This is a genomic window from Xanthomonas sp. F14 (genome assembly GCF_014199865.1).
This window is the reverse complement of sequence record NZ_JACHOM010000001.1, coordinates 828965-847360: the sequence shown is the minus strand read 5'-3', so window position 1 is coordinate 847360 and position 18396 is coordinate 828965. Positions and strand designations below refer to the sequence as shown.

General features: G+C 66.6%; 14 protein-coding genes. 7 read left to right on the top strand and 7 right to left on the bottom strand.

What is annotated here, in order from left to right; translation table 11 throughout:
* The first annotated feature begins 9 nt into the window (after positions 1-9).
* The gene (parE, locus tag GGR73_RS03760; RefSeq protein WP_046342354.1) at positions 10-1899 is read left to right on the top strand and encodes a DNA topoisomerase IV subunit B; all 1890 of its coding nucleotides are present in this window, start codon (positions 10-12) and stop codon (positions 1897-1899) included.
* A gap of 302 nt (positions 1900-2201) precedes the next feature.
* A complete protein-coding gene (locus GGR73_RS03755) occupies positions 2202-3704 on the top strand; it encodes a S10 family peptidase (protein ID WP_184455715.1) in 1503 nt (500 codons plus the stop codon).
* A 253-nt stretch (positions 3705-3957) separates the two neighbouring features.
* Here GGR73_RS03755 and GGR73_RS03750 read toward each other — a convergent pair whose 3' ends face one another.
* The 3 genes from GGR73_RS03750 to GGR73_RS03740 form a co-directional block, all read right to left on the bottom strand.
* Positions 3958-4719, bottom strand: a complete 762-nt coding sequence (locus GGR73_RS03750) for a YdcF family protein (RefSeq protein WP_016902064.1) — start codon at positions 4717-4719, stop codon at positions 3958-3960.
* 117 nt (positions 4720-4836) lie between these two features.
* Positions 4837-5964 carry an inorganic phosphate transporter gene (locus tag GGR73_RS03745; protein WP_024939559.1) on the bottom strand — a complete coding sequence of 376 codons (1128 nt, stop codon included), beginning with the start codon at positions 5962-5964 and terminating at the stop codon, positions 4837-4839.
* A gap of 9 nt (positions 5965-5973) precedes the next feature.
* Positions 5974-6600, bottom strand: coding sequence for a DUF47 domain-containing protein (locus GGR73_RS03740; RefSeq protein WP_016902066.1), 627 nt, complete (start codon positions 6598-6600; stop codon positions 5974-5976).
* A gap of 274 nt (positions 6601-6874) precedes the next feature.
* Between GGR73_RS03740 and GGR73_RS03735 the strand changes: the two genes are divergently transcribed.
* Both GGR73_RS03735 and GGR73_RS03730 read left to right on the top strand, forming a co-directional pair.
* On the top strand, positions 6875-8215 hold the full coding sequence (locus GGR73_RS03735; RefSeq protein ID WP_016902067.1) for a hemolysin family protein: 1341 nt from the start codon (positions 6875-6877) through the stop codon (positions 8213-8215).
* Positions 8199-8870 (top strand): exopolysaccharide biosynthesis protein, encoded by a 672-nt coding sequence (locus GGR73_RS03730; RefSeq protein ID WP_184434267.1) that lies wholly within the window; start codon positions 8199-8201, stop codon positions 8868-8870. Before GGR73_RS03735 ends, GGR73_RS03730 begins: the two co-directional genes overlap by 17 nt.
* 60 nt (positions 8871-8930) lie before the next feature.
* On the opposite strand, the gene GGR73_RS03725 is transcribed toward GGR73_RS03730, so the two are convergent.
* Together GGR73_RS03725 and GGR73_RS03720 are read right to left on the bottom strand one after the other, a co-directional pair.
* Positions 8931-9431, bottom strand: coding sequence for a pyridoxamine 5'-phosphate oxidase family protein (locus GGR73_RS03725; RefSeq protein ID WP_047128559.1), 501 nt, complete (start codon positions 9429-9431; stop codon positions 8931-8933).
* A gap of 60 nt (positions 9432-9491) precedes the next feature.
* Positions 9492-10493, bottom strand: a complete 1002-nt coding sequence (locus tag GGR73_RS03720; RefSeq protein WP_039527837.1) for an LLM class flavin-dependent oxidoreductase — start codon at positions 10491-10493, stop codon at positions 9492-9494.
* A 367-nt stretch (positions 10494-10860) separates the two neighbouring features.
* Between GGR73_RS03720 and GGR73_RS03715 the strand changes: the two genes are divergently transcribed.
* A complete protein-coding gene (locus GGR73_RS03715) occupies positions 10861-12270 on the top strand; it encodes an MFS transporter (RefSeq protein WP_184455714.1) in 1410 nt (469 codons plus the stop codon).
* A gap of 32 nt (positions 12271-12302) precedes the next feature.
* On the opposite strand, the gene GGR73_RS03710 is transcribed toward GGR73_RS03715, so the two are convergent.
* Both GGR73_RS03710 and GGR73_RS03705 read right to left on the bottom strand, forming a co-directional pair.
* Entirely contained in the window at positions 12303-14000 is a 1698-nt protein-coding gene (locus tag GGR73_RS03710) for an ABC transporter ATP-binding protein (protein WP_184455712.1), read from the bottom strand.
* Between the two features lie 111 nt (positions 14001-14111).
* A complete protein-coding gene (locus GGR73_RS03705) occupies positions 14112-15173 on the bottom strand; it encodes a serine kinase (protein WP_184455710.1) in 1062 nt (353 codons plus the stop codon).
* Positions 15174-15329: 156 nt separating this feature from the next.
* Between GGR73_RS03705 and GGR73_RS03700 the strand changes: the two genes are divergently transcribed.
* The gene (locus GGR73_RS03700) at positions 15330-16883 is read left to right on the top strand and encodes a B12-binding domain-containing radical SAM protein (RefSeq protein WP_184455707.1); all 1554 of its coding nucleotides are present in this window, start codon (positions 15330-15332) and stop codon (positions 16881-16883) included.
* 60 nt (positions 16884-16943) lie between these two features.
* Complete coding sequence (locus tag GGR73_RS03695) at positions 16944-18158, top strand: nucleotidyltransferase family protein (RefSeq protein ID WP_184455705.1); 1215 nt, start codon at positions 16944-16946, stop codon at positions 18156-18158.
* Positions 18159-18396 lie beyond the last annotated feature (238 nt).

Genomic DNA, 18396 nt, shown 5'->3' with positions numbered 1-18396 from the left:
ACGAGATGCATGAACACCCGTTATAACGCCGCCGATATTGAAGTGCTGTCGGGCCTGGACCCGGTCAAACGCCGCCCTGGCATGTATACCGACACTGCGCGCCCGAACCATCTGGCGCAGGAAGTGATCGACAACTCGGTCGACGAGGCGCTGGCCGGTCACGCCAGGCAGGTCGAAGTGACCCTGTACAAGGACGGCAGCTGCGAGGTGTCCGACGACGGCCGCGGCATGCCGGTGGACATGCACCCGGAAGAAAAGATTCCCGGTGTCGAGCTGATCCTGACCCGGCTGCATGCCGGCGGCAAGTTCAGCAACCGCAACTACACCTTCTCCGGCGGCCTGCATGGCGTGGGCGTGAGCGTGGTCAATGCGCTGTCGACCAAGGTCGAGCTGTTCATCAAGCGCGAAGGCAGCGAGCACCGCATGGAGTTCCGCGACGGCCACGCCGCCTCCAAGCTGGAAGTGGTCGGCACCGTTGGCAAGAAGAATACCGGTACGCGGCTGCGCTTCTGGGCCGACCCGAAGTATTTCGACACGCCCAAGTTCAACGTGCGTGCGCTGCGCCATCTGCTGCGCGCCAAGGCCGTGCTGTGCCCCGGCCTGACCGTCAAGCTCCACGACGAGGCCACCGGCGAGCAGGACAGCTGGTACTTCGAGAACGGCCTGCGCGACTATCTCAAGGGCGAGATGGCCGCGCACGAGATGCTGCCGGCCGACCTGTTCGTGGGCAGCCTGAAGAAGGACACCGAGATCGTCGACTGGGCCGCGGCCTGGGTACCGGAAGGCGAGCTGGTGCAGGAAAGCTATGTCAACCTGATCCCGACCGCGCAGCACGGCACCCACGTCAACGGCCTGCGTTCGGGCCTGACCGATGCGTTGCGCGAGTTCTGCGACTTCCGCAACCTGCTGCCGCGTGGGGTCAAGCTGGCGCCGGAAGACGTATGGGACCGGGTCACCTTCGTGCTCAGCCTGAAGATGACCGACCCGCAGTTCTCCGGGCAGACCAAGGAGCGGCTGTCCTCGCGCCAGGCCGCCGGCTTCATCGAAGGCGCCGCGCACGATGCCTTCAGCCTGTATCTGAATCAGAACGTGGAGATCGGCGAGAAGATCGCGCAGATCGCCATCGACCGCGCCAGTGCGCGCCTGAAGACCGAAAAGCAGATCGTCCGCAAGAAGGTCACCCAGGGTCCGGCCCTGCCCGGCAAGCTGGCCGACTGCATCAGCCAGGATCTGTCGCGCACCGAACTGTTCCTGGTCGAGGGCGACTCGGCCGGCGGCTCGGCCAAGCAGGCCCGCGACAAGGACTTCCAGGCGATCCTGCCGCTGCGCGGCAAGATCCTCAACACCTGGGAAGTGGCATCGGGCAGCGTGCTGGCCTCCGAGGAAGTGCACAACCTGGCGATCGCGATCGGCTGCGACCCGGGCAAGGACGACATCACCGGGCTGCGTTACGGCAAGGTAGTGATCCTGGCCGATGCGGACTCCGACGGCCTGCATATCGCGACCTTGCTGACCGCGCTGTTCCTGCAGCATTTCCCCGCGCTGGTCGCGGCCGGCCACGTGTTCGTGGCGATGCCGCCGCTGTTCCGCGTGGACGTGGGCAAGCAGGTGTTCTACGCGCTGGACGAAGAGGAAAAGACCACGCTGCTGGACAAGATCGCGCGCGAGAAGCTCAAGGGCCAGGTCAGCGTCACCCGCTTCAAGGGCCTGGGCGAGATGAATCCGCAACAGCTGCGCGAATCGACCATCCACCCGGATACGCGTCGCCTGGTGCAGCTGACCATCGACGATGGCGAACAGACCCGCTCGCTGATGGACATGCTGCTGGCGAAAAAGCGCGCCGGCGATCGCAAGCAGTGGCTGGAGACCAAGGGCGATCTGGCGTCGCTGGAGGTTTGAGTTCGCTGAAATTCTGAAAACACCAAGCAGCGAAAGCCCCCCCAGCGGGGCGAGAAGGCACTGCTTGCGCAGGTCTCTTCGAGCGCCCGCGCTGCCAGCCCGGGCCGGGGGTGCGAAGCGGAAGTTGGGGTGAGGGTGAAGCCGATCCCCACCCTTCGGCTCAGACGGCCACCTGCAGTGGCACATGCTGCTTCTAGCCAGGCAGGCCACGTCGGCCAACGCGACACACATGCCTTTGTGCACATCCATCCGACGCCATCGGCGGCCTAGCATCCTCGCTCCCTGCCGAATCTCCGATGCTCATGCCCTGCTTCCTCCGTGCCAGCCTGCTGGCCTGCGTCCTGCTCAGCGGAACCGCGCTGGCCGACGCGCCCGACAAGAACGCTGCAAAAACCGACACCAAATCCGATGCCGCGGCCGCCAAACCCGTGCCACTGCCGGCCGATGCCAGCGTGCGGCAAAGCACCCGCGTGGGTGGGCGCACGCTGAGTTACACCGCAACCGTCGGCACGCTGCCGGTGCGCGATGCGCAGGGCAAGACCACCGGCGAGGTGGTGTTCACCGCCTACACCGTCGATGGCAAGGACCGCCCGGTGACCTTCGCGCTGAATGGCGGCCCCGGTGCGTCGTCGGTGTATCTGAACATGGGCGCGATCGGACCCAAGGTGGTCGGTTTCGGCGCCGAAGGCGACAGCGCCTCCGCACCGGCGGCGCTGCGCGATAACCCCGGCACCTGGCTGGACTTCACCGACCTGGTGTTCATCGACCCGGTCGGCACCGGCTTCAGCCGCGCCCTGATCGGCGACGATGAAGCCAAGAAGCAGTTCTACAACCCGCAGGCCGACGTGGAATATCTCTCGCGTGTGGTCTACGACTGGCTGCTGAAGAACCGCCGCCTGCAGGCACGCAAGTACCTGGTCGGCGAAAGTTATGGCGGCTTCCGCGGCCCGCGCATCACCCAGTACCTGCAGACCCGGCTGGGCGTGGCGATGAACGGCGTGGTGCTGGTGTCGCCGTATCTCAATCCCACCCTGGACGACAACAGCGATGTGTCGCCGCTGGCCTGGATGATGACGCTGCCCTCGATCGCCGCCGCACACCTGGAACGCCAGGGCCAGCTAAGCGACACGGCGATGCGCCAGGTGATCGATTACACCCGCGGCGACTACGCGGTGGCGCTGATGAAAGGCCGCACCGACCCGCAGGCGACCGAGGCGATGCTGCAGCAGGTCACCCGCATGACCGGGCTGGACGCAACCTATGTGCGCCGCTCCGGCGGGCGCCTGGAAACCCAGGCCTATCTGCGCGAGGTGTTCCGCGACAAGGGCGAGCTGGGCAGCCGCTACGACTCCAACGTGACCGCGTTCGACCCCTTCCCCAACGATCCCGAGCAGCGCGCCAACGACCCGCTGCTGGACAGCATCATCGCGCCGACCACCACCGCGATGGTGGACTTCGTCACCCGCGTGGTCGGCTGGAAGGTCGATGCGCGTTATCAGGCGCTCAATTACGACGTCAACAAGCTATGGGACTGGAACGACGAACTGCGCAAGGGCGCGGTCACCCAGCTGCGCCAGTCGGTGGCGATCGACCCCAAGCTGCGCGTATTGATCGCGCATGGCTGGAACGATCTCTCCTGCCCGTTCATGGGCTCGGTGCTGACGGTGGACCAGATGCCGACGATGGGCAGCGACCCCAAGCGCGTACAGGTGCGCGAATATCCTGGCGGCCACATGTTCTACAACCGCGCCGACAGCCAGGCCGCATTCCGCAACGACGTCAGGACGATGTACGAAACCCGCTGAGCACCACCATCGCCGGCCGCAAACGCGGCAGGCGATGCATTACGCCAGCGGCAACTAAACGCGCAACCAGCCACGCTGCCACCAAGCAGCGCAATCCCCCTCCCGACCGCCGCGCACACGCCTTACCCCCATCAATCCAGAGTGGCAATCGCCTTCGGACGCTAATCAGCCGCACATATCAGGAAGCGCACCAGCTGCTACGAATCCCGAATCCCGAATCACCATTCCCGATTCCCGATTCCCGATTCCCGATTCACAACGCCCCAGCCCGAACAGCCTCCACATTCCACCCCAGCCACTCGTAAACCCGATAGCGCGCAATGCCCAGGTACTCGTGCAAGGCGACATCGGCCACGGTGAAGTTGTAGCTCTGCGGCAACCACGCCCACGACGCGGTCAACCAGTCCGAGCGCACTGGCGTGGCGTCGATGCCGAAGTGGCGGAAGTACAGCTCGGCACGCCGCAGATGCGTGGCCGAGGACACCAGCACGACCCGCTCGGGGCGGTACTGGCGCAGCAATGGCTGGCTGAACTGCGCGTTCTGCCAGGTGTTCATGCTGGACGGCTCCATGATCAGGTCGGCCTGGTCGATGCCCAGCCCGATCAGCACCTTTCGATACACCACCGCCTCGGACAGGCCCAGCCCGCGCGCGTCGCCGCCACTGATCTCGATCTTGCAGTCGCCGCCATGCGCACGGCACTGCCGGTACAGCCGCGCCGACTCGACGATGCGGCCGTAGGCGAACATGTTGGCCTCGGCGGTGGCGTCGGGGCCATCCGGCCGCACCGTGCCCGCGCCCAGCAGCACGATCATGTTGCGCGCGCGCCAGTCGTTGAAATCGTTGACGCCGGTCTGCTGCAGCCCGTGCAGCATCCAGCTCGCCAACGGGCCGCAGCCCACCAGCAGCAGCAACGCCAATGTGGCCGCTGCCAGCGCACGCGCACTGCGCAGCCAGCGCCGGCGGCCGATCAGCCAGGACAGCAAGAACAGCACGCACACCAGCGCAAGCATCATCGGCGCGTTTCCTCAGGCAGGACGCGTTGGCACATCAGGGTCGAACGGGGGGCCTGCAGGGCACGCCGCGGGTGGCGCGCATGCTCGCCCACCGAGGTGACCACAGCACGACATTGCTCAGGTCCAGCCGAACCATTCGAAGCAGCGCAGGATCAGATACGCCACCCCGCCGGCGGCCGGGATGGTCAGGATCCAGGCCCAGACGATGCGCTCGATCACGCCCAGCCGCAGCGAGCGCGGGTTCTTGGCAAAGCCCACACCCATGATCGCGGTGGAAATGCTGTGCGTGGTCGACACCGGCATGCCGAAGTGCGCGGCCACGGTCAGCACGGTGGCCGAGCTGGTTTCTGCGGCAAAGCCGTGGATGGGATGCAGCTTGACCATCTTGTGGCCGAGCGTCTTGATGATCTTCCAGCCGCCCGAGGCGGTGCCGGCGGCCATCACCACCGCACAGGTCAGTACGATCCACATCGGAATGCCGGCGCCCGCGGCCAGGCCGGTGCCCGGATGCAGGAACGACAGCCAGCTCGGCAGATCGTCCAGCGCACCGGCCGACTGCGCGCCGATCAGGGTCATCGCGATGATGCCCATGGTCTTCTGCGCGTCGTTGTGGCCGTGGGCATAGCCCATGTAGGCGGCCGAGGCGATCTGCGCCTTGCCGAAGAACGCATTGACCCAGCGCGGACGCGCCAGCCGCCCGATCGGCCCGCCCAGCCGGGCCATGCCGGCGATGATCGCCCACAGCAGCAGCATCACCACGATACCGAGCAGGAAGCCGGCGATCGGCGAGGTGATCATCGGCACGAACACCTTCCACAACAGGCCCTTGTTCTTGGCCCAGTTGCCGATGTTTTCCGACCAGATCAAGGCGTTCCAGTTGTTGTGCGCGGCGGCCAGGCCGGCGCCGCACAGCCCGCCGATCAAGGCGTGCGAGGACGACGACGGCAGGCCCTTCCACCAGGTGATCAGGTTCCAGATGATTCCGCCCAGCAGCGCGCACAGGATCACCTGCGGGGTGACCTCGACCACCTCGGTGTTGAGCAGGCCGGAGGCGATCGTCAATGCCACTGCGGTGCCGGTGAGCGCGCCAATCAGGTTCATGCCGGCGGCCAGCATCACCGCCCAGCCCGGCGACAGCACCTTGGTGGCGACCACGGTGGCGATGGAGTTGGCGGTGTCGTGGAAGCCGTTGATGAACTCGAACACCAACGCCGCCAGGATCACCACCAGAACTAGGGTAAGCACGCGGCGACCTCAGCTGTTCTTCAATACGATCTGGTACACCACCACCCCTGCCTCGCGGCAACGGTCGATGGCCTTTTCCAGAATCTCGAAGAATTCCTTGAGCAGGAACATCTGCAGCGTGTCCAGGCGGCCGGAATAGATGTCGCGGTACAGCTCGAGCATCAGCCGGTCGGCTTCGTTTTCCAGCATGCGCAGCTTGTCGTTGAGCGCGGTCATGCGATCGATGTTCATCTGCGGCAGGTCGGCCACCATCTCCACCACCACCGCGGCGGCCTGTTCCAGCATCGCCGCGCGCGGGGCGAAGTCGATGTGCTCCAGATGCTTGGTGGCCAGCGAGTAGCGGTCGGCGAACTTCTCGACCTGCTTGGGAATCTTGTACAGGGCCGAGCCCAGCGCTTCGATGTCCTCGCGCTCGATCGGGGTCATGAAGCTGTCCACCAGCGCCTGGCCGATCTTGTCCGAGGCGGCGCGTTCGCGCAGGCGGGCCAGCTTGAAGGCGTCCAGCGCGGGTTGGCGGTCGGACGTGCGCATCATGGCGTGCAAGGCCTTGGTGCTGTCGTAGGCGGCCTGCGCCGCTTCGTTCAGAAGCGCATAGAACTGCTTGCCGGAGCCGAAGATGGTCTGCAACGAGAACATGGGTGGAAAACTTCCTGCCGTCGAGGGAGAGACGGACGCCAAGCGCGAATTATGACCGTTCCATGACCTGTCTGGGTATCTCGGCGGCGCAGGCGGCCTTCACATCGGCATTTCCCGGCTCGAACCACCCTGTGGTTTGCTAACATGCTCCCGCGCCCTCGGGTGCACCCTATGGAAGACGACCCTATATTCCCCCGTTGCCGCCCCGCCCCCGTGCGCGCCGGCCAACCCAGTGCTCGCCCGCCCTCCCCTTCACTGACCGGGGAAGACGCCCGTGGTTGAGTTTCTGATCGTCATCGCGCTGATCCTGTTGAACGGCTTCTTCGCGATGTCGGAAATGTCCCTGATGACCTCGCGCAAGAGCCGGCTGAAGCAGATGGCCGGCTCCAGCAAGCGCGCCGCCCGTGCCCTGGCGCTGGCCGAAAGCCCGGAAAACTTCCTGTCCACGGTGCAGATCGGCATCACCCTGATCGGCATCCTGACCGGCGTGTTCGGTGGCGAGGCGATCGGCGAGGCCATCAGCAGCTGGCTGCAGGGGCTGTTCCCGGCGCTGTCGGCCTCGTTCGAGCTGGTCGGCAAGCCGCGCCCGTATTCGGTGGTAATCGGCAGCACGCTGGCGGTGGCCCTGATCACCTTCCTGACGCTGATCTTCGGCGAACTGGTGCCCAAGCGGCTGGCGCTGCGCAACTCCGAGGACATCGCCGGGGTGGTCGCGGTGCCGATGGCGTGGCTGGCAAAGATCGCCGCGCCCGGCGTGTGGGTGCTGGCGCGCTCGACCCGGCTGGTGCTGCGCATGCTCGGCATGGGCAAGGACGAATCGGCATCGGTGACCGAAGAGGAGATCCGCATGCTGGTAGCCGAAAGCCACGAGGCCGGCGTGATCGATGCGCACGAACGCGACATGATGAACCGCGTGATGCGGCTGGGCGACCGCACCGCTGACAGCCTGATGACGCCGCGCAACCGCATCGCCTGGCTGGATGCCAACGCCGAGCCGGAACGCAATCTGTTGGTGATGCGCGAGCACGAATTCTCGCGTTACCCGGTCTACCGTGGCAGCGACCAGGACATCGCCGGCGTGCTGGAGGTCAAGTCGCTGGTCACGCGCATGGACGGACACGGCGCGCAGCTGTTCCAGGCGCTGCGCGACACCTTGTTCGTGTCCGAATCTACGCATGCGATGAAGCTGCTGGAGATCTTCCGCGAAGAACAGCAGTCGATGGCGCTGGTGGTGGACGAATACGGTGAAATCCGCGGGCTGGTGACCATCAGCGACCTGATGGGCGCGGTGGTCGGCCGCCTGCAGGCGGTGGAAAACACCGACGAGGATGCGCTGGTGGTCACGCGCGCCGACGGCTCGCTGCTGATCGACGGCTCGCTGCCGGTGGAGGAACTGCGCGAAGTGCTGGGCGCCGAACTGCCGGAGGCCGACGAGGGCGACTACCACACGCTCGCCGGCCTGTGCATTTACTACTTCGGGCGCATTCCACAGGCGGGCGAATTCTTCGATTGGGCCGGCTGGCGCATCGAGATCGTCGATCTGGATGGCGCACGCGTCGACAAGCTGCTGCTGAGCCGCGTCAGCGACGAGGGCAGCGATGACATCGTCGGATAACCGCGTACCGCCATCGGATGGAGCGGACGGCGCGCAGATGCGCTATCGCAACGAAGGCATCCGTAGCCTGCTGGCGGCCTTCAGCGAGGGCGATCCGGAGCATGTGCTGCGGGTGCGCGAGATCCTGGCCGATCTGCAGCAGAGCGCATTCGGGGTGTTCCTGTTCCTGGCGATCCTGCCGTCGTTCATTCCGATTCCCGGCCTGGCCGGCGGCATCAGTGGCCCGCTGACGGTATTGATCGGGCTGCAGATGATGTGCTGCCTGCGCAAGCCGTGGGTGCCGCGTTTCATCGGCGATCGCGGGCCGCGCCGCAGTACCAGCCAGCGTTTCGTCGCACGGCTTGCGCCGACGTTGCAGCGCCTGGACCGGCTGCTCAAGCCGCGCCTGCACGGCATGCTGGACCGGATGCCTGCGCAGATGGTCACCGGCGTGCTGCTGGTGCTGGTCGGCATCCTGCTGACGCTGCCGATTCCGTTCACCAACTACATCTTCGGGCTGATCCTGCTGCTGTTTGCACTGGCCCTGCTCGAGCGCGACGGCGCATTGCTGCTGGTGGGCTGGGCCGCTGCGCTGATCTCGGTGGCGGTGTTCGGCGTCACCTCGGACCAGTTGCTGGACCTGATCCGCAGTTGGTGGCCGGCCGCCTGGCGCTGAGCGCGCGACGGCCGGCGCACCTGGAGCGCAGTTACTTCAGCCGGCGCACCTGGAGCGCAGTTACTTCAGATCGACCACGCGGTTGTCCGACAGGCTGCCGGTATCGTCGGTCACGGCCGTCATCACGAAGTACAGCGCCTTGCCGAGCAATCCGCTCGGGCCATCCCAGTATTCGGCCGACTCGGCGCGCACATGGATCAGGCGCAGGTTCGGGTCGTCCTTGCCGCCGGGGAAGAACACCTTCATCGCCGGTGACCACAGCTGCTCGATTTTGGCGCGGTCATCGACCACGCGTGCGGTACCGGCGACCGAGACGTAGCTGTTCTTCGAGGTCGAGGCATAGGCCACGTTGACGCGCGGATCGGCGGCGATTTCAGCCACCTTCGGGCTGTCGGCGGCGGTGGCGAACCACAGGTCGCCATCGAATTCGACTTCCTGCGTCCCCAACGGCCGGCTCACCAACTTGCCATCGGCCGACACGGTCGTGAACATCGCGATGTCCACGCCGCGGATCAATTCCGCCAACTGCTTGATGCTCTCGCTGCGTTCCTGAAATTGCATGCTGGTGTTCCCAATGGAGGTGCATGCATCTGAGCGGATCGCCGCGCAAAGCGACGTGAATCACGCAGGAGTCACGTCCAGCTCGCGGCAGGCCATGGCGGCGATTTCGAACGAACGCAAACGCGCGGCATGGTCGTAGATGTTGGCGGTGAACAGCAGTTCGTCCGGGGTGTGGCGCTCGATGAACTCGGCCACGCCCCGCGCGATCTGCTCGGCATCGCCCAGCACCGTGCATGCCAACGCACGCTCCACGCCGGCACGCTCGTGCGGCTGCCAGAAGCTGTCGATATCGTCGATCGGCGCGGGAATCTTGCCCGGCTTGCCGCGACGCAGGTTGACGAAGCTCTGCTGCTGGGTGGTGAACAGGCGGCGTGCCTGCGCTTCGGTCTCCGCAGCCACCACATTCAAGGCCAGCATCACGTGCGGCTTGGCCAACTGCGCGGACGGACGGAACTCGCGGCGGTAGATCGCGACCGCCTCGTCCATCGCGTCAGGCGCGAAATGCGAGGCGAACGCAAACGACAAGCCCATCGCCGCAGCCAGCCGCGCACTGAATAGGCTGGAACCCAGCAGCCACACCGGCACGTCGAGACCGCCCCCCGGCACTGCCTGCACCAGTTGCCCCGGCACCACCGGCGCGAAGTAGCGCAGCAGCTCGGCCACGTCCTGCGGGAAATGGTCGGCGCTGTCGAAATAGCGGCGCAGGGCGCGCGCGGTCGGCTGGTCGGTGCCGGGCGCGCGGCCCAGGCCCAGGTCGATGCGCTGCGGATACAGCGAGGCCAGCGTGCCGAACTGTTCGGCCACCTGCAGCGGCGCATGGTTGGGCAGCATGATGCCGCCGGCGCCGACGCGGATGGTCTTGGTGCCACCGGCGACATGGCCGATCAGCACCGCGGTGGCGGCGCTGGCGATGCCCGGCATGTTGTGGTGCTCGGCCAGCCAGTAACGCTGGTAGCCCCAGCGCTCGGCGTGCTGGGCCAGATCGAGCATGTTGGCGAAGGCGTGGGTGGTGTCGCTGCCTTCGCAGACCGGCGCCAGGTCGAGCACGGAAATGGGCGTCATCGGATGACTCCGGGGAATGAATGATGTGCAAGAGATGGGGCTGGCCAGGCGGCTTTGCCACCTGCCCAGGTGGCGCTGGGGGGATTACAGCATTCCAGTGGTCAAACAACGGGAGGATCTGCAGCTGGCCACTCCCCCGCTCCGTGCCCAGGCCCGCGCCTTGTTGCACAGGCGCTGCAACGCAGGCGCGGCAATGGCGTGCAAGCCATGCATGCGCCCCGGAGAGCGGGCCTTCGGGCCATGCGCGATGGCTGTTGATGTCTGGCGCTCGCCGGATCGCCTGCGAATGCAGTTGCCTGACCGCGAAGCACGGGCGCCGCGTGACAGGGCTGCTGGCTATGATGGACACCGCACTGGCAGCGCCTGCATGACGATGGCTTCGACCGCTCCGCTTGACCCCGCTTCCGCCACCCTGCACATCGCCGCGCGGATCGACCGGCTGCCGGCCAGCGCCACGCTGTGGCGGCTGATCGGCCTGCTCGCGCTGGGTGGATTTTTCGAGTTGTACGACCTGTTCCAGACCGCCTACATCAGCCCCGGGCTGATCCGCGACGGCATCTTTGCCAGCGCTGCCGATGGCGCGTTCGGCATGTCCGACCAGGCCGCGTTCGCGGCGGCGACATTTCTGGGCCTGTTCGTCGGCGCCGCCCTGTTGAGTCCGTTCGCCGACCGCCTCGGGCGCCGTCCGGTGTTCACCTTCGCCCTGATCTGGTACACCGCCGCGACCGTGGCGATGGGCCTGCAGCACACCGCCACCGGGGTCATCGTGCTGCGCTTGGTGGTGGGGATCGGCCTGGGCATCGAGCTGGTCACCATCGACACCTATCTGTCCGAGCTGGTGCCGCGGCATATGCGCAGTGCCGCGTTCGCGTTTGCGTTCTTCGTGCAGTTTCTGGCGGTGCCTGCGGTAGCGCTGACTGCCTGGCTGCTGGTGCCGCATGCACCGCTGGGGGTGAGCGGCTGGCGCTGGGTGGTGCTGCTGAGCGGGGTGTTTGCGCTGGCGATCTGGTGGTTGCGTAGCCGGTTGCCGGAATCGGCCCGCTGGCTGGCGGCGCAGGGACGCCATGCCGAAGCCGATGCGGTCTTGACCCAGCTCGAAACGCGCTGCGTGCGCGATCTGGGCGCGCCCCTGGCCGCACCGCAGCCGCTTGCCCCCTCGCCGGCCGGCGACATGCAGACCGCGGCGCTGTGGCGTGCGCCGTATCGCGGGCGCATCGGCATGCTGGTGGTATTCCATATCTTTCAGGCGATCGGCTTCTTCGGCTTCGGCAACTGGTTGCCGGCACTGATCTCGGCGCAAGGCACCGGCGTGACCAAGAGCCTGGCCTATTCCTTTGCGATTTCGCTGGCCTACCCGCTGGCGCCGCTGCTGTTGCTGCGCTTTGCGCAGCGCTGGGACAACAAATGGCAGATCACCGCATCGGCCCTGGGCGCGGTGCTGTTCGGCGTGCTGTTTTCGCTGCAGCATCAGGCGCTCGGCATGGTGCTGTGCGGGGCGATGATTGCGTTCTGCAATGCCTGGATGAGCTTTGCCTATCACGGCTATCAGGCCGAGCTGTTCCCCACCGGCTTGCGCGCGCGCGCAGTAGGCTTTTGCTATTCCTTCAGCCGTCTTTCCACGGCGGTGAGCAGCGTGCTGATCGGTTGGCTGCTCGCCCAGGTCGGCAGCCAGGGCGTGCTGGCCTTTATCGTGATCAGCATGTCGATCGTGGCCAGCGTGATTGCGCTATTGGGCCCGCGCACGCGCAATCGGGCGCTGGAAGAGATTGCCGGCTGATCGCGGCGCCGACGCGGCCACGCCATCTGCCATCACGCGTCTGAGCTAGCAACCGCATCGGCGTGGGCAGCGGTCTGCGCAGCCACTGCGGTGCCCAAGGCAACCGTGCGATCGGCCACTGCGGCCAGGCTGGTGCGATGCGAGACCACCACCAGCACGGTCTGCGGCAGGCGTTGCCGCAGCATGCACAACACCTGCTGTTCGGCCTCGGCATCCAGTGCGCTAGTGGCCTCGTCCAGTACCGCCAGGGTCGGCTTGCGCAACAGCACCTGCGCCAGCAGCAGGCGCTGCGCTTCGCCACCGGACAGGCGCCCATCCGGGCCGTTGATCGGGGTGTCCAGGCCTTGCCCGGCGCGCTGCAGACGCGCGCCCAGGCCGACGTCGGTCAATACCTGCCACATGCGTGCATCGCTGGTGCCGGGCAATGCCCAGTCCAGACAGGCGCGGACCGTGCGCTGCCACGGCCGCGCCCCCTGGCCGAGGTAGGCGCCATGCCGCACCAGGGCGCGATACGCGGCAAAATCCAGCCGGCGCCCGGCCATGTGCGCGGTGAACTGTGCAGTCGGGGTCTGACCCGAGAGCACGTCCATCAGACTGCTCTTGCCGATGCCGGAGGGACCGACGACCAAGGTCAGCTCGCCGGGCAGCAACAGCAGCGGATCGAGAGCGAGCCTGGGCAACGGCGGTGCCAGGCCGATGTGTTCGAGATGCAGGGCGGCCGGCAACGGTTGTGCCGGTGCGGCCGACGCCGGCGGACGCGTTGTGCCCAGCGCGACATGGCGCCGCCACAGCTGCAACGCCGGCCACGCCGAGCGCAGTTGCTGCACGCTCTGCCGGGTGCTGACCAGATACGGCAGCAGGCGCCCGAGCAGCAGGCTGACGGTGATCAACGCAGCGCGATCCGCGCCCTGCCACAGGTTGGCCAGCACCAGGATTCCGGCGATCACAGCCACTGCGGTGGCTTCGAGCATCAGCCGGCTGCCCGCCACCAGCGCCTGCTGCTGCGCATAGCCCTGCCCCAGCCGTGCGGAAATGCGCTCGTAATGGCGGGTTTCCAGTGCTTCGCGCTGGAACGAACGCACATGCCGCAGGCGACGCGGGAAATCTTCGCTCAGCCAGAACAGCTGCGTCATGTCGGCCACGTAATCGCGGCTGATGCGCGCCTGGGTGCCGCTGCTGGAGATGCGCAAGCCCAGCCACGCCAGTGCCAGCAGCAGCGGCGTCGCCATCAGCAACGCGGGGGCGATCATGACCGCGATGCAGATGCTCACCAAAGCTGTCATGCCGGCCACCAGCAGCTGCAAGGCGGCACTGAAGCCCTGGGTGGCGATCTCGATGTTGTAGGTCAGCACATTGGCGATTTCCGCCGAGCTGGCACCGGACAGCGCCGGCAGCGGCGCATCGATCAACGCCGCATGCACGCGCTGCCGCAGCCCGATCGCATAGCGGCTGGTCAGCCGTGCGGCCAGCCGTGCGCCATGCCAGCGCAGTGCGGCAAACACCAGACTGACACCGGCAAACAGCGTCACCTGCATCGCCAGACCATCTGGTAACGCCAGCGCGTAGCCGGCCAGGCGGACGGCATGACCAGGCTGCACCAGTGGCACCAGGCTGACCGCGACCAGGCTGCCGGCCAGTGCGGCCAGCAGCGACAAGCCCACGTACAGCACGATGGTCGACACATCCGCCGGCACCAGCGTGTCGACGAAATCGCGCCACAGCGCGCGCATGGGCTTGCGATCTGCAGCCGCGCGTATCTCAGTCACGCCTGACCCTCACTGTGGGATACGGCATGGCGTCGGCTTGAAAGAGGACGCGCGGCTGCCGCGTTGCCGGCGCGCTCACCGCAACACCTGCAGCAGCGCATCCAGCGCGGCCTGCGGATGCGCTCCGCGGCGCAGGGTGAACATGCCGATGCGCTGTACCTGTTGGACAAAGCGCTGCCAGCCCGGTTGCCCGGCCGCATACGGCTGATCATTTGCCAGGCAAGCGGCGATGCGTTCGGCGGGCATTGCCAGCAACAGCTGTGCGGGATCGCTCGCCGGCATTGCCGACAGCATCACCACCGCACACAGCTGCAAGGGCGCGTGTGCCAGTTGCGCACGGCCGTGGCGGATGTCGATCTCGAACTTTTCCACACCGCTGCGGCGACGGATGGTTGGCGAGGCGCTGATCCACGCGCGGGTGTCCGCATCGACCAGGCTCAGCGCGTCGGCGCGCAGATGCAGAAAGTTGGCAACGCCGGTGGTGAGCAGACTCTCCGGCGCCACGAACACACCGTCTTCGGCGATGAAATCCAGGCCATGCAGCAGGCTGTGCAGCGCCAGGGTCGATTTGCCGGCGCCACTGGCGCCGAGCAACAGCACACAGCGTCCCTGCCGGCCCACGCAGGCGCCATGCAACGGCACCAGGCCCATGCCGCGCGCCGCCAGCAGGAACACCGAAAATTCGATCAGCTCATAACGCACGTGATAGGCGTGGGCGAGCATGTCGTCGGAAACCACCAGCATGGCGCGGCGCGCGGGCACCGACAACATCAGGTAATTGCAGGCATCCATGACGCCACACAGCAAGCCGCCGCTGGCATGGGTGCGCACCGGTGGCGGCTGTGCGCTCGAAGACGCGTGACCACGCGCCACCAGATCCAGCGTGATATGGAATTCCGGCGCACCCGGCAGGCGATGCGCGGGCAGGCCCGCGTAGGCCAGGTCCACCAATGCCAGCAGCGCTTCGCTGTCGCTTTCGAAGTGGAACAGTGCGCCGAGGATCTGCCGGCGCACGCACTGCCGACGCGGCCGATGTTCGCCGAACGGATCTGCTGCCACTGCCGCCGCATCCGGCGCGCCAGTGCCTGCGTAATCGCCCACCGGCATCAATTGCGCCAACGCAGCCGACTGCGGCATGCCCTTCCACCCATTGCATCGATCAGCCGGTGTGTGCCGAACGGCAACAGAAAGGTTGCCGCATCCGCATCGGCACGCGTGCCCAATACACACCAACGACAGCATGCCGATCGGCGCAACCAAAGCCACCTGCATCCGCACCTACTGCCGAGCCGAATGCCGGTGCCTGCGCACGCCGCCGCTGCGCGCACCTGGCGACAGAACGAGAGCCTTGTGCAGATGCTAAAGATCCAGGTCAGTCATTCGTATTTCCTGCGTTACGACCCCAAGCAATGGGAGCGCGGCAAGCCGTATCCACCGCTGGCAACGCTGCAGGTCGCGGCATTGCTGCGCGAGCGTGGCCATGCACTGAGCCTGTTCGACGCGATGCTGGCCGACGACGTGCAGGACTACACCGGCGCCTTGCACGCTGCGCAGCCGGACCTGGTGGTGTTCTACGAAGACAACTTCAACTTCCTCACCAAGATGTGCCTGAGCCGCATGCGCGAGGCGGCCTGTCAGATGATTGCGCAAGCGCGCGCGGCCGGCTGCCGCGTGCTGGTCGCCGGCTCCGATGCATCCGACAACCCAGATGTGTTTCTGGCTGCCGGCGCGCACGCGGTATTGATCGGCGAAGGCATCGCACCACTGCTCGAACTGGTGGCGCGCGTCGAAGAAGATCCCATCATCGATACAGACGCCTGGCTCGCGGGCGTTGCACGTATCGCCGTCAGCTCATCTGCTGCAGCACACGTGCATCGTGGCGCACAACCGCCGGACGCGCGCCTGAGCGGCCTGCCGGCCTGGGACCTGGTCGACATGCCGCGCTATCAGCGGTTCTGGCGGCAACGGCACGGCTATTTCAGCCTCAACATGGCCGCCTCGCGCGGTTGTCCGTTCCGCTGCAACTGGTGCGCCAAACCGATCTGGGGCAACCACTACAAGCGCCGCGATGCGGACGACGTGGCTGCCGAAATGATCCATCTCAAGCGCAGCTTCCAGCCCGATCACCTCTGGATGGCCGATGACATCTTCGGCTTCCATATCGATTGGGTGGAAACCTTTGCGCAGCGCCTGAGCGACGCCGATGGCGCGATCCCGTTCACCATCCAGACCCGTGCCGACCTGGCCAGCGAGCGTATGGCTGCTGCGCTGGCACGCGCCGGCTGCGCCGAGGCCTGGCTGGGTGCCGAAAGCGGCAGCCAGCGCATCCTGGACAAAATGACCAAGGGCACCGAGGTTGGCGAGGTGATCGCCGCACGCCGGCGCCTGGGTGCGCACGGGATCCGCGTGGGCTTCTTCATTCAACTCGGCTACCTGGGCGAAGAACTCGAAGACATCCTGGCCACGCGCGCACTGGTGACGCAGGCCAACCCGGACATCATCGGCGTCAGCGTGTCCTATCCGCTGCCCGGCACCAAGTTCTACGAAGAAGTGAAAAACCAGCTGGGCGGCAAGACCCATTGGCAGGACAGCGACGACCTGGCGATGATGTTCCATGGCGCGTACGACTCGGAGTTCTACCGCAGCGTGCGCGATCTGCTGCATATGCAGGTGGACCTGCAACAGGCGCGCGCCACGCTGGGCGCCGATGCGTTTGCACAGGCCTCGGACACGCTGGAAGCGCGCTGGTCCGCCTTGATCGCCAGCGAACGGCAACATCGCACAGAGCCGCTTGCCGGCGCTGCCGAACGCCAACCGCGCCAGTTGGCCAGCGTGCTGGTCGGCTGACGCGCAACCCGCCGACCTCGCTTCCCGACCTCACGTTGCCTTTCTCGGAATCTCCGCCGCATGCAGCCTTCCCTTCGCACCATCAAGCACGGCCTGCAGACGGCCACCGAACGGCTGGCCCGGGAATTGGCGCAGCCCGGCGAGGCGGTGCCGCAGTGGGACCGGCTGCAATGGCAGCTGGCCGCGGCCGCGGCGGCCGCGCATGGGGTGTCGCCGCTGCTGCAACGCCGCTCGCTGTGGCAGGACGCCGACTGGACCGCGTTCCTGCACGAGCAACGCCGCCATGTCGAAGACCGCCATCGGCGCATCGCGCTGCTGCTGACGCGCATCGACGCGGCAGCGCGTGCGGCGGGCATCGCTCTGGTCGGTCTCAAGGGCACCGCCTTGCATCGGCTCGGCGTCTATCTGCCCGGCGATCGCCCGATGGCCGATATCGATCTGCTGGTGGCGCCGGAGGATGCGCCTGCGGCGGCGGCCCTGTTGTGCGAGCTGGGTTACGTGGCCTCCTTCGAACAATGGAAGCACCAGGTGTTCAAGCCGCTGCAGGGCGAGGCGGTTGCGGGACTGGGCGAGCATCGCGATGCGCCGATCAATCTCGAGCTGCATACCCGCATCCAGGAACGCCTGCCGCTGAATAGCGTGGACATCACCGCGCGCATCCTGCCGGAGCGTGCGCAGCCGGGATTGAATCCCTATCCGTCGGTCGGCGCGCTGATGTGCCATCTGCTGCTGCATGCGGCCGGCGGCATCTGCCAGCGCAGCATCCGCCTGATGCATCTGCATGACCTGGCATTGCTGGCCACGCGCATGGGCCCGCGCGACTGGGAACAGTTGTGGGACGACCCGGCCATGGCGCCGTGGTGGGCGTTGCCGCCGCTGCTGCTGTTGCAACGCTATTACCGCAGCGTGGTGCCGCCGGCAGTGATGGCGCGGCTGCAGGCCGATTGCCCGCGCCTGCTGCGTATGCGTGCGGCCCGCCAGACCCTGACCACCGCCTCGTGTTCCAACCTGTGGTTGTCGGCCCTGCCCGGCATCGAATGGTCACGCTCGCTGGGCGAAGCGCGCCAGTACCTGCGCAACCGGGTGGTGCCGTCGGCCGAGAGCCGCAAGGAACGTGCGGATATGCTGCAGACCCAGTTGTGGCTTCAGGACCAGCCATGGGTGCGGCAGACCCAGCTGCGCCGGGTGATGACGCGCCTGACCCGGCCGGTGCCGCGCACCGACATGCTGTATGTGGTGTGTGCAGCGCTGGACGGCTATCTGCAACCAGTCTGAGCGCGGCTGACAACGCTGCTGCACTCACTGCCGCGCCGGCGCGGCCGATGCCCGGAGGCGGCAGGTATCTACCGCCCAGTCGGATTCCGGGCGCGCCGGCCGCATCCATCCATCGGCCGATCGCGACGTCTTGTTGGTGATTCCAGGACTGCAGCAGGCGTGCACAGGCTGCCGCTTTTCAGCCGATCGCCCTTGCGAGGATGTCACCAGGTTCGGCCTGGCAGCCTCGTTGCTGCAC

What these genes read in the sequence shown, in the direction of transcription:
- GGR73_RS03725 (WP_047128559.1), bottom strand. Translation starts at nt 9,431, where the DNA reads ATGCAATTTCAGGAACGCAGCGAGAGCATCAAGCAGTTGGCGGAATTG.
- GGR73_RS03710 (WP_184455712.1), bottom strand. Translation starts at nt 14,000, where the DNA reads ATGCGCGCGCTGTGGCGCGATTTCGTCGACACGCTGGTGCCGGCGGAT.
- GGR73_RS03715 (WP_184455714.1), top strand. Translation starts at nt 10,861, where the DNA reads ATGACGATGGCTTCGACCGCTCCGCTTGACCCCGCTTCCGCCACCCTG.
- GGR73_RS03755 (WP_184455715.1), top strand. Translation starts at nt 2,202, where the DNA reads ATGCCCTGCTTCCTCCGTGCCAGCCTGCTGGCCTGCGTCCTGCTCAGC.
- GGR73_RS03705 (WP_184455710.1), bottom strand. Translation starts at nt 15,173, where the DNA reads ATGCCGCAGTCGGCTGCGTTGGCGCAATTGATGCCGGTGGGCGATTAC.
- GGR73_RS03700 (WP_184455707.1), top strand. Translation starts at nt 15,330, where the DNA reads ATGCCGGTGCCTGCGCACGCCGCCGCTGCGCGCACCTGGCGACAGAAC.
- GGR73_RS03730 (WP_184434267.1), top strand. Translation starts at nt 8,199, where the DNA reads ATGACATCGTCGGATAACCGCGTACCGCCATCGGATGGAGCGGACGGC.
- GGR73_RS03750 (WP_016902064.1), bottom strand. Translation starts at nt 4,719, where the DNA reads ATGATGCTTGCGCTGGTGTGCGTGCTGTTCTTGCTGTCCTGGCTGATC.
- GGR73_RS03720 (WP_039527837.1), bottom strand. Translation starts at nt 10,493, where the DNA reads ATGACGCCCATTTCCGTGCTCGACCTGGCGCCGGTCTGCGAAGGCAGC.
- GGR73_RS03740 (WP_016902066.1), bottom strand. Translation starts at nt 6,600, where the DNA reads ATGTTCTCGTTGCAGACCATCTTCGGCTCCGGCAAGCAGTTCTATGCG.
- GGR73_RS03695 (WP_184455705.1), top strand. Translation starts at nt 16,944, where the DNA reads ATGCAGCCTTCCCTTCGCACCATCAAGCACGGCCTGCAGACGGCCACC.
- parE (WP_046342354.1), top strand. Translation starts at nt 10, where the DNA reads ATGAACACCCGTTATAACGCCGCCGATATTGAAGTGCTGTCGGGCCTG.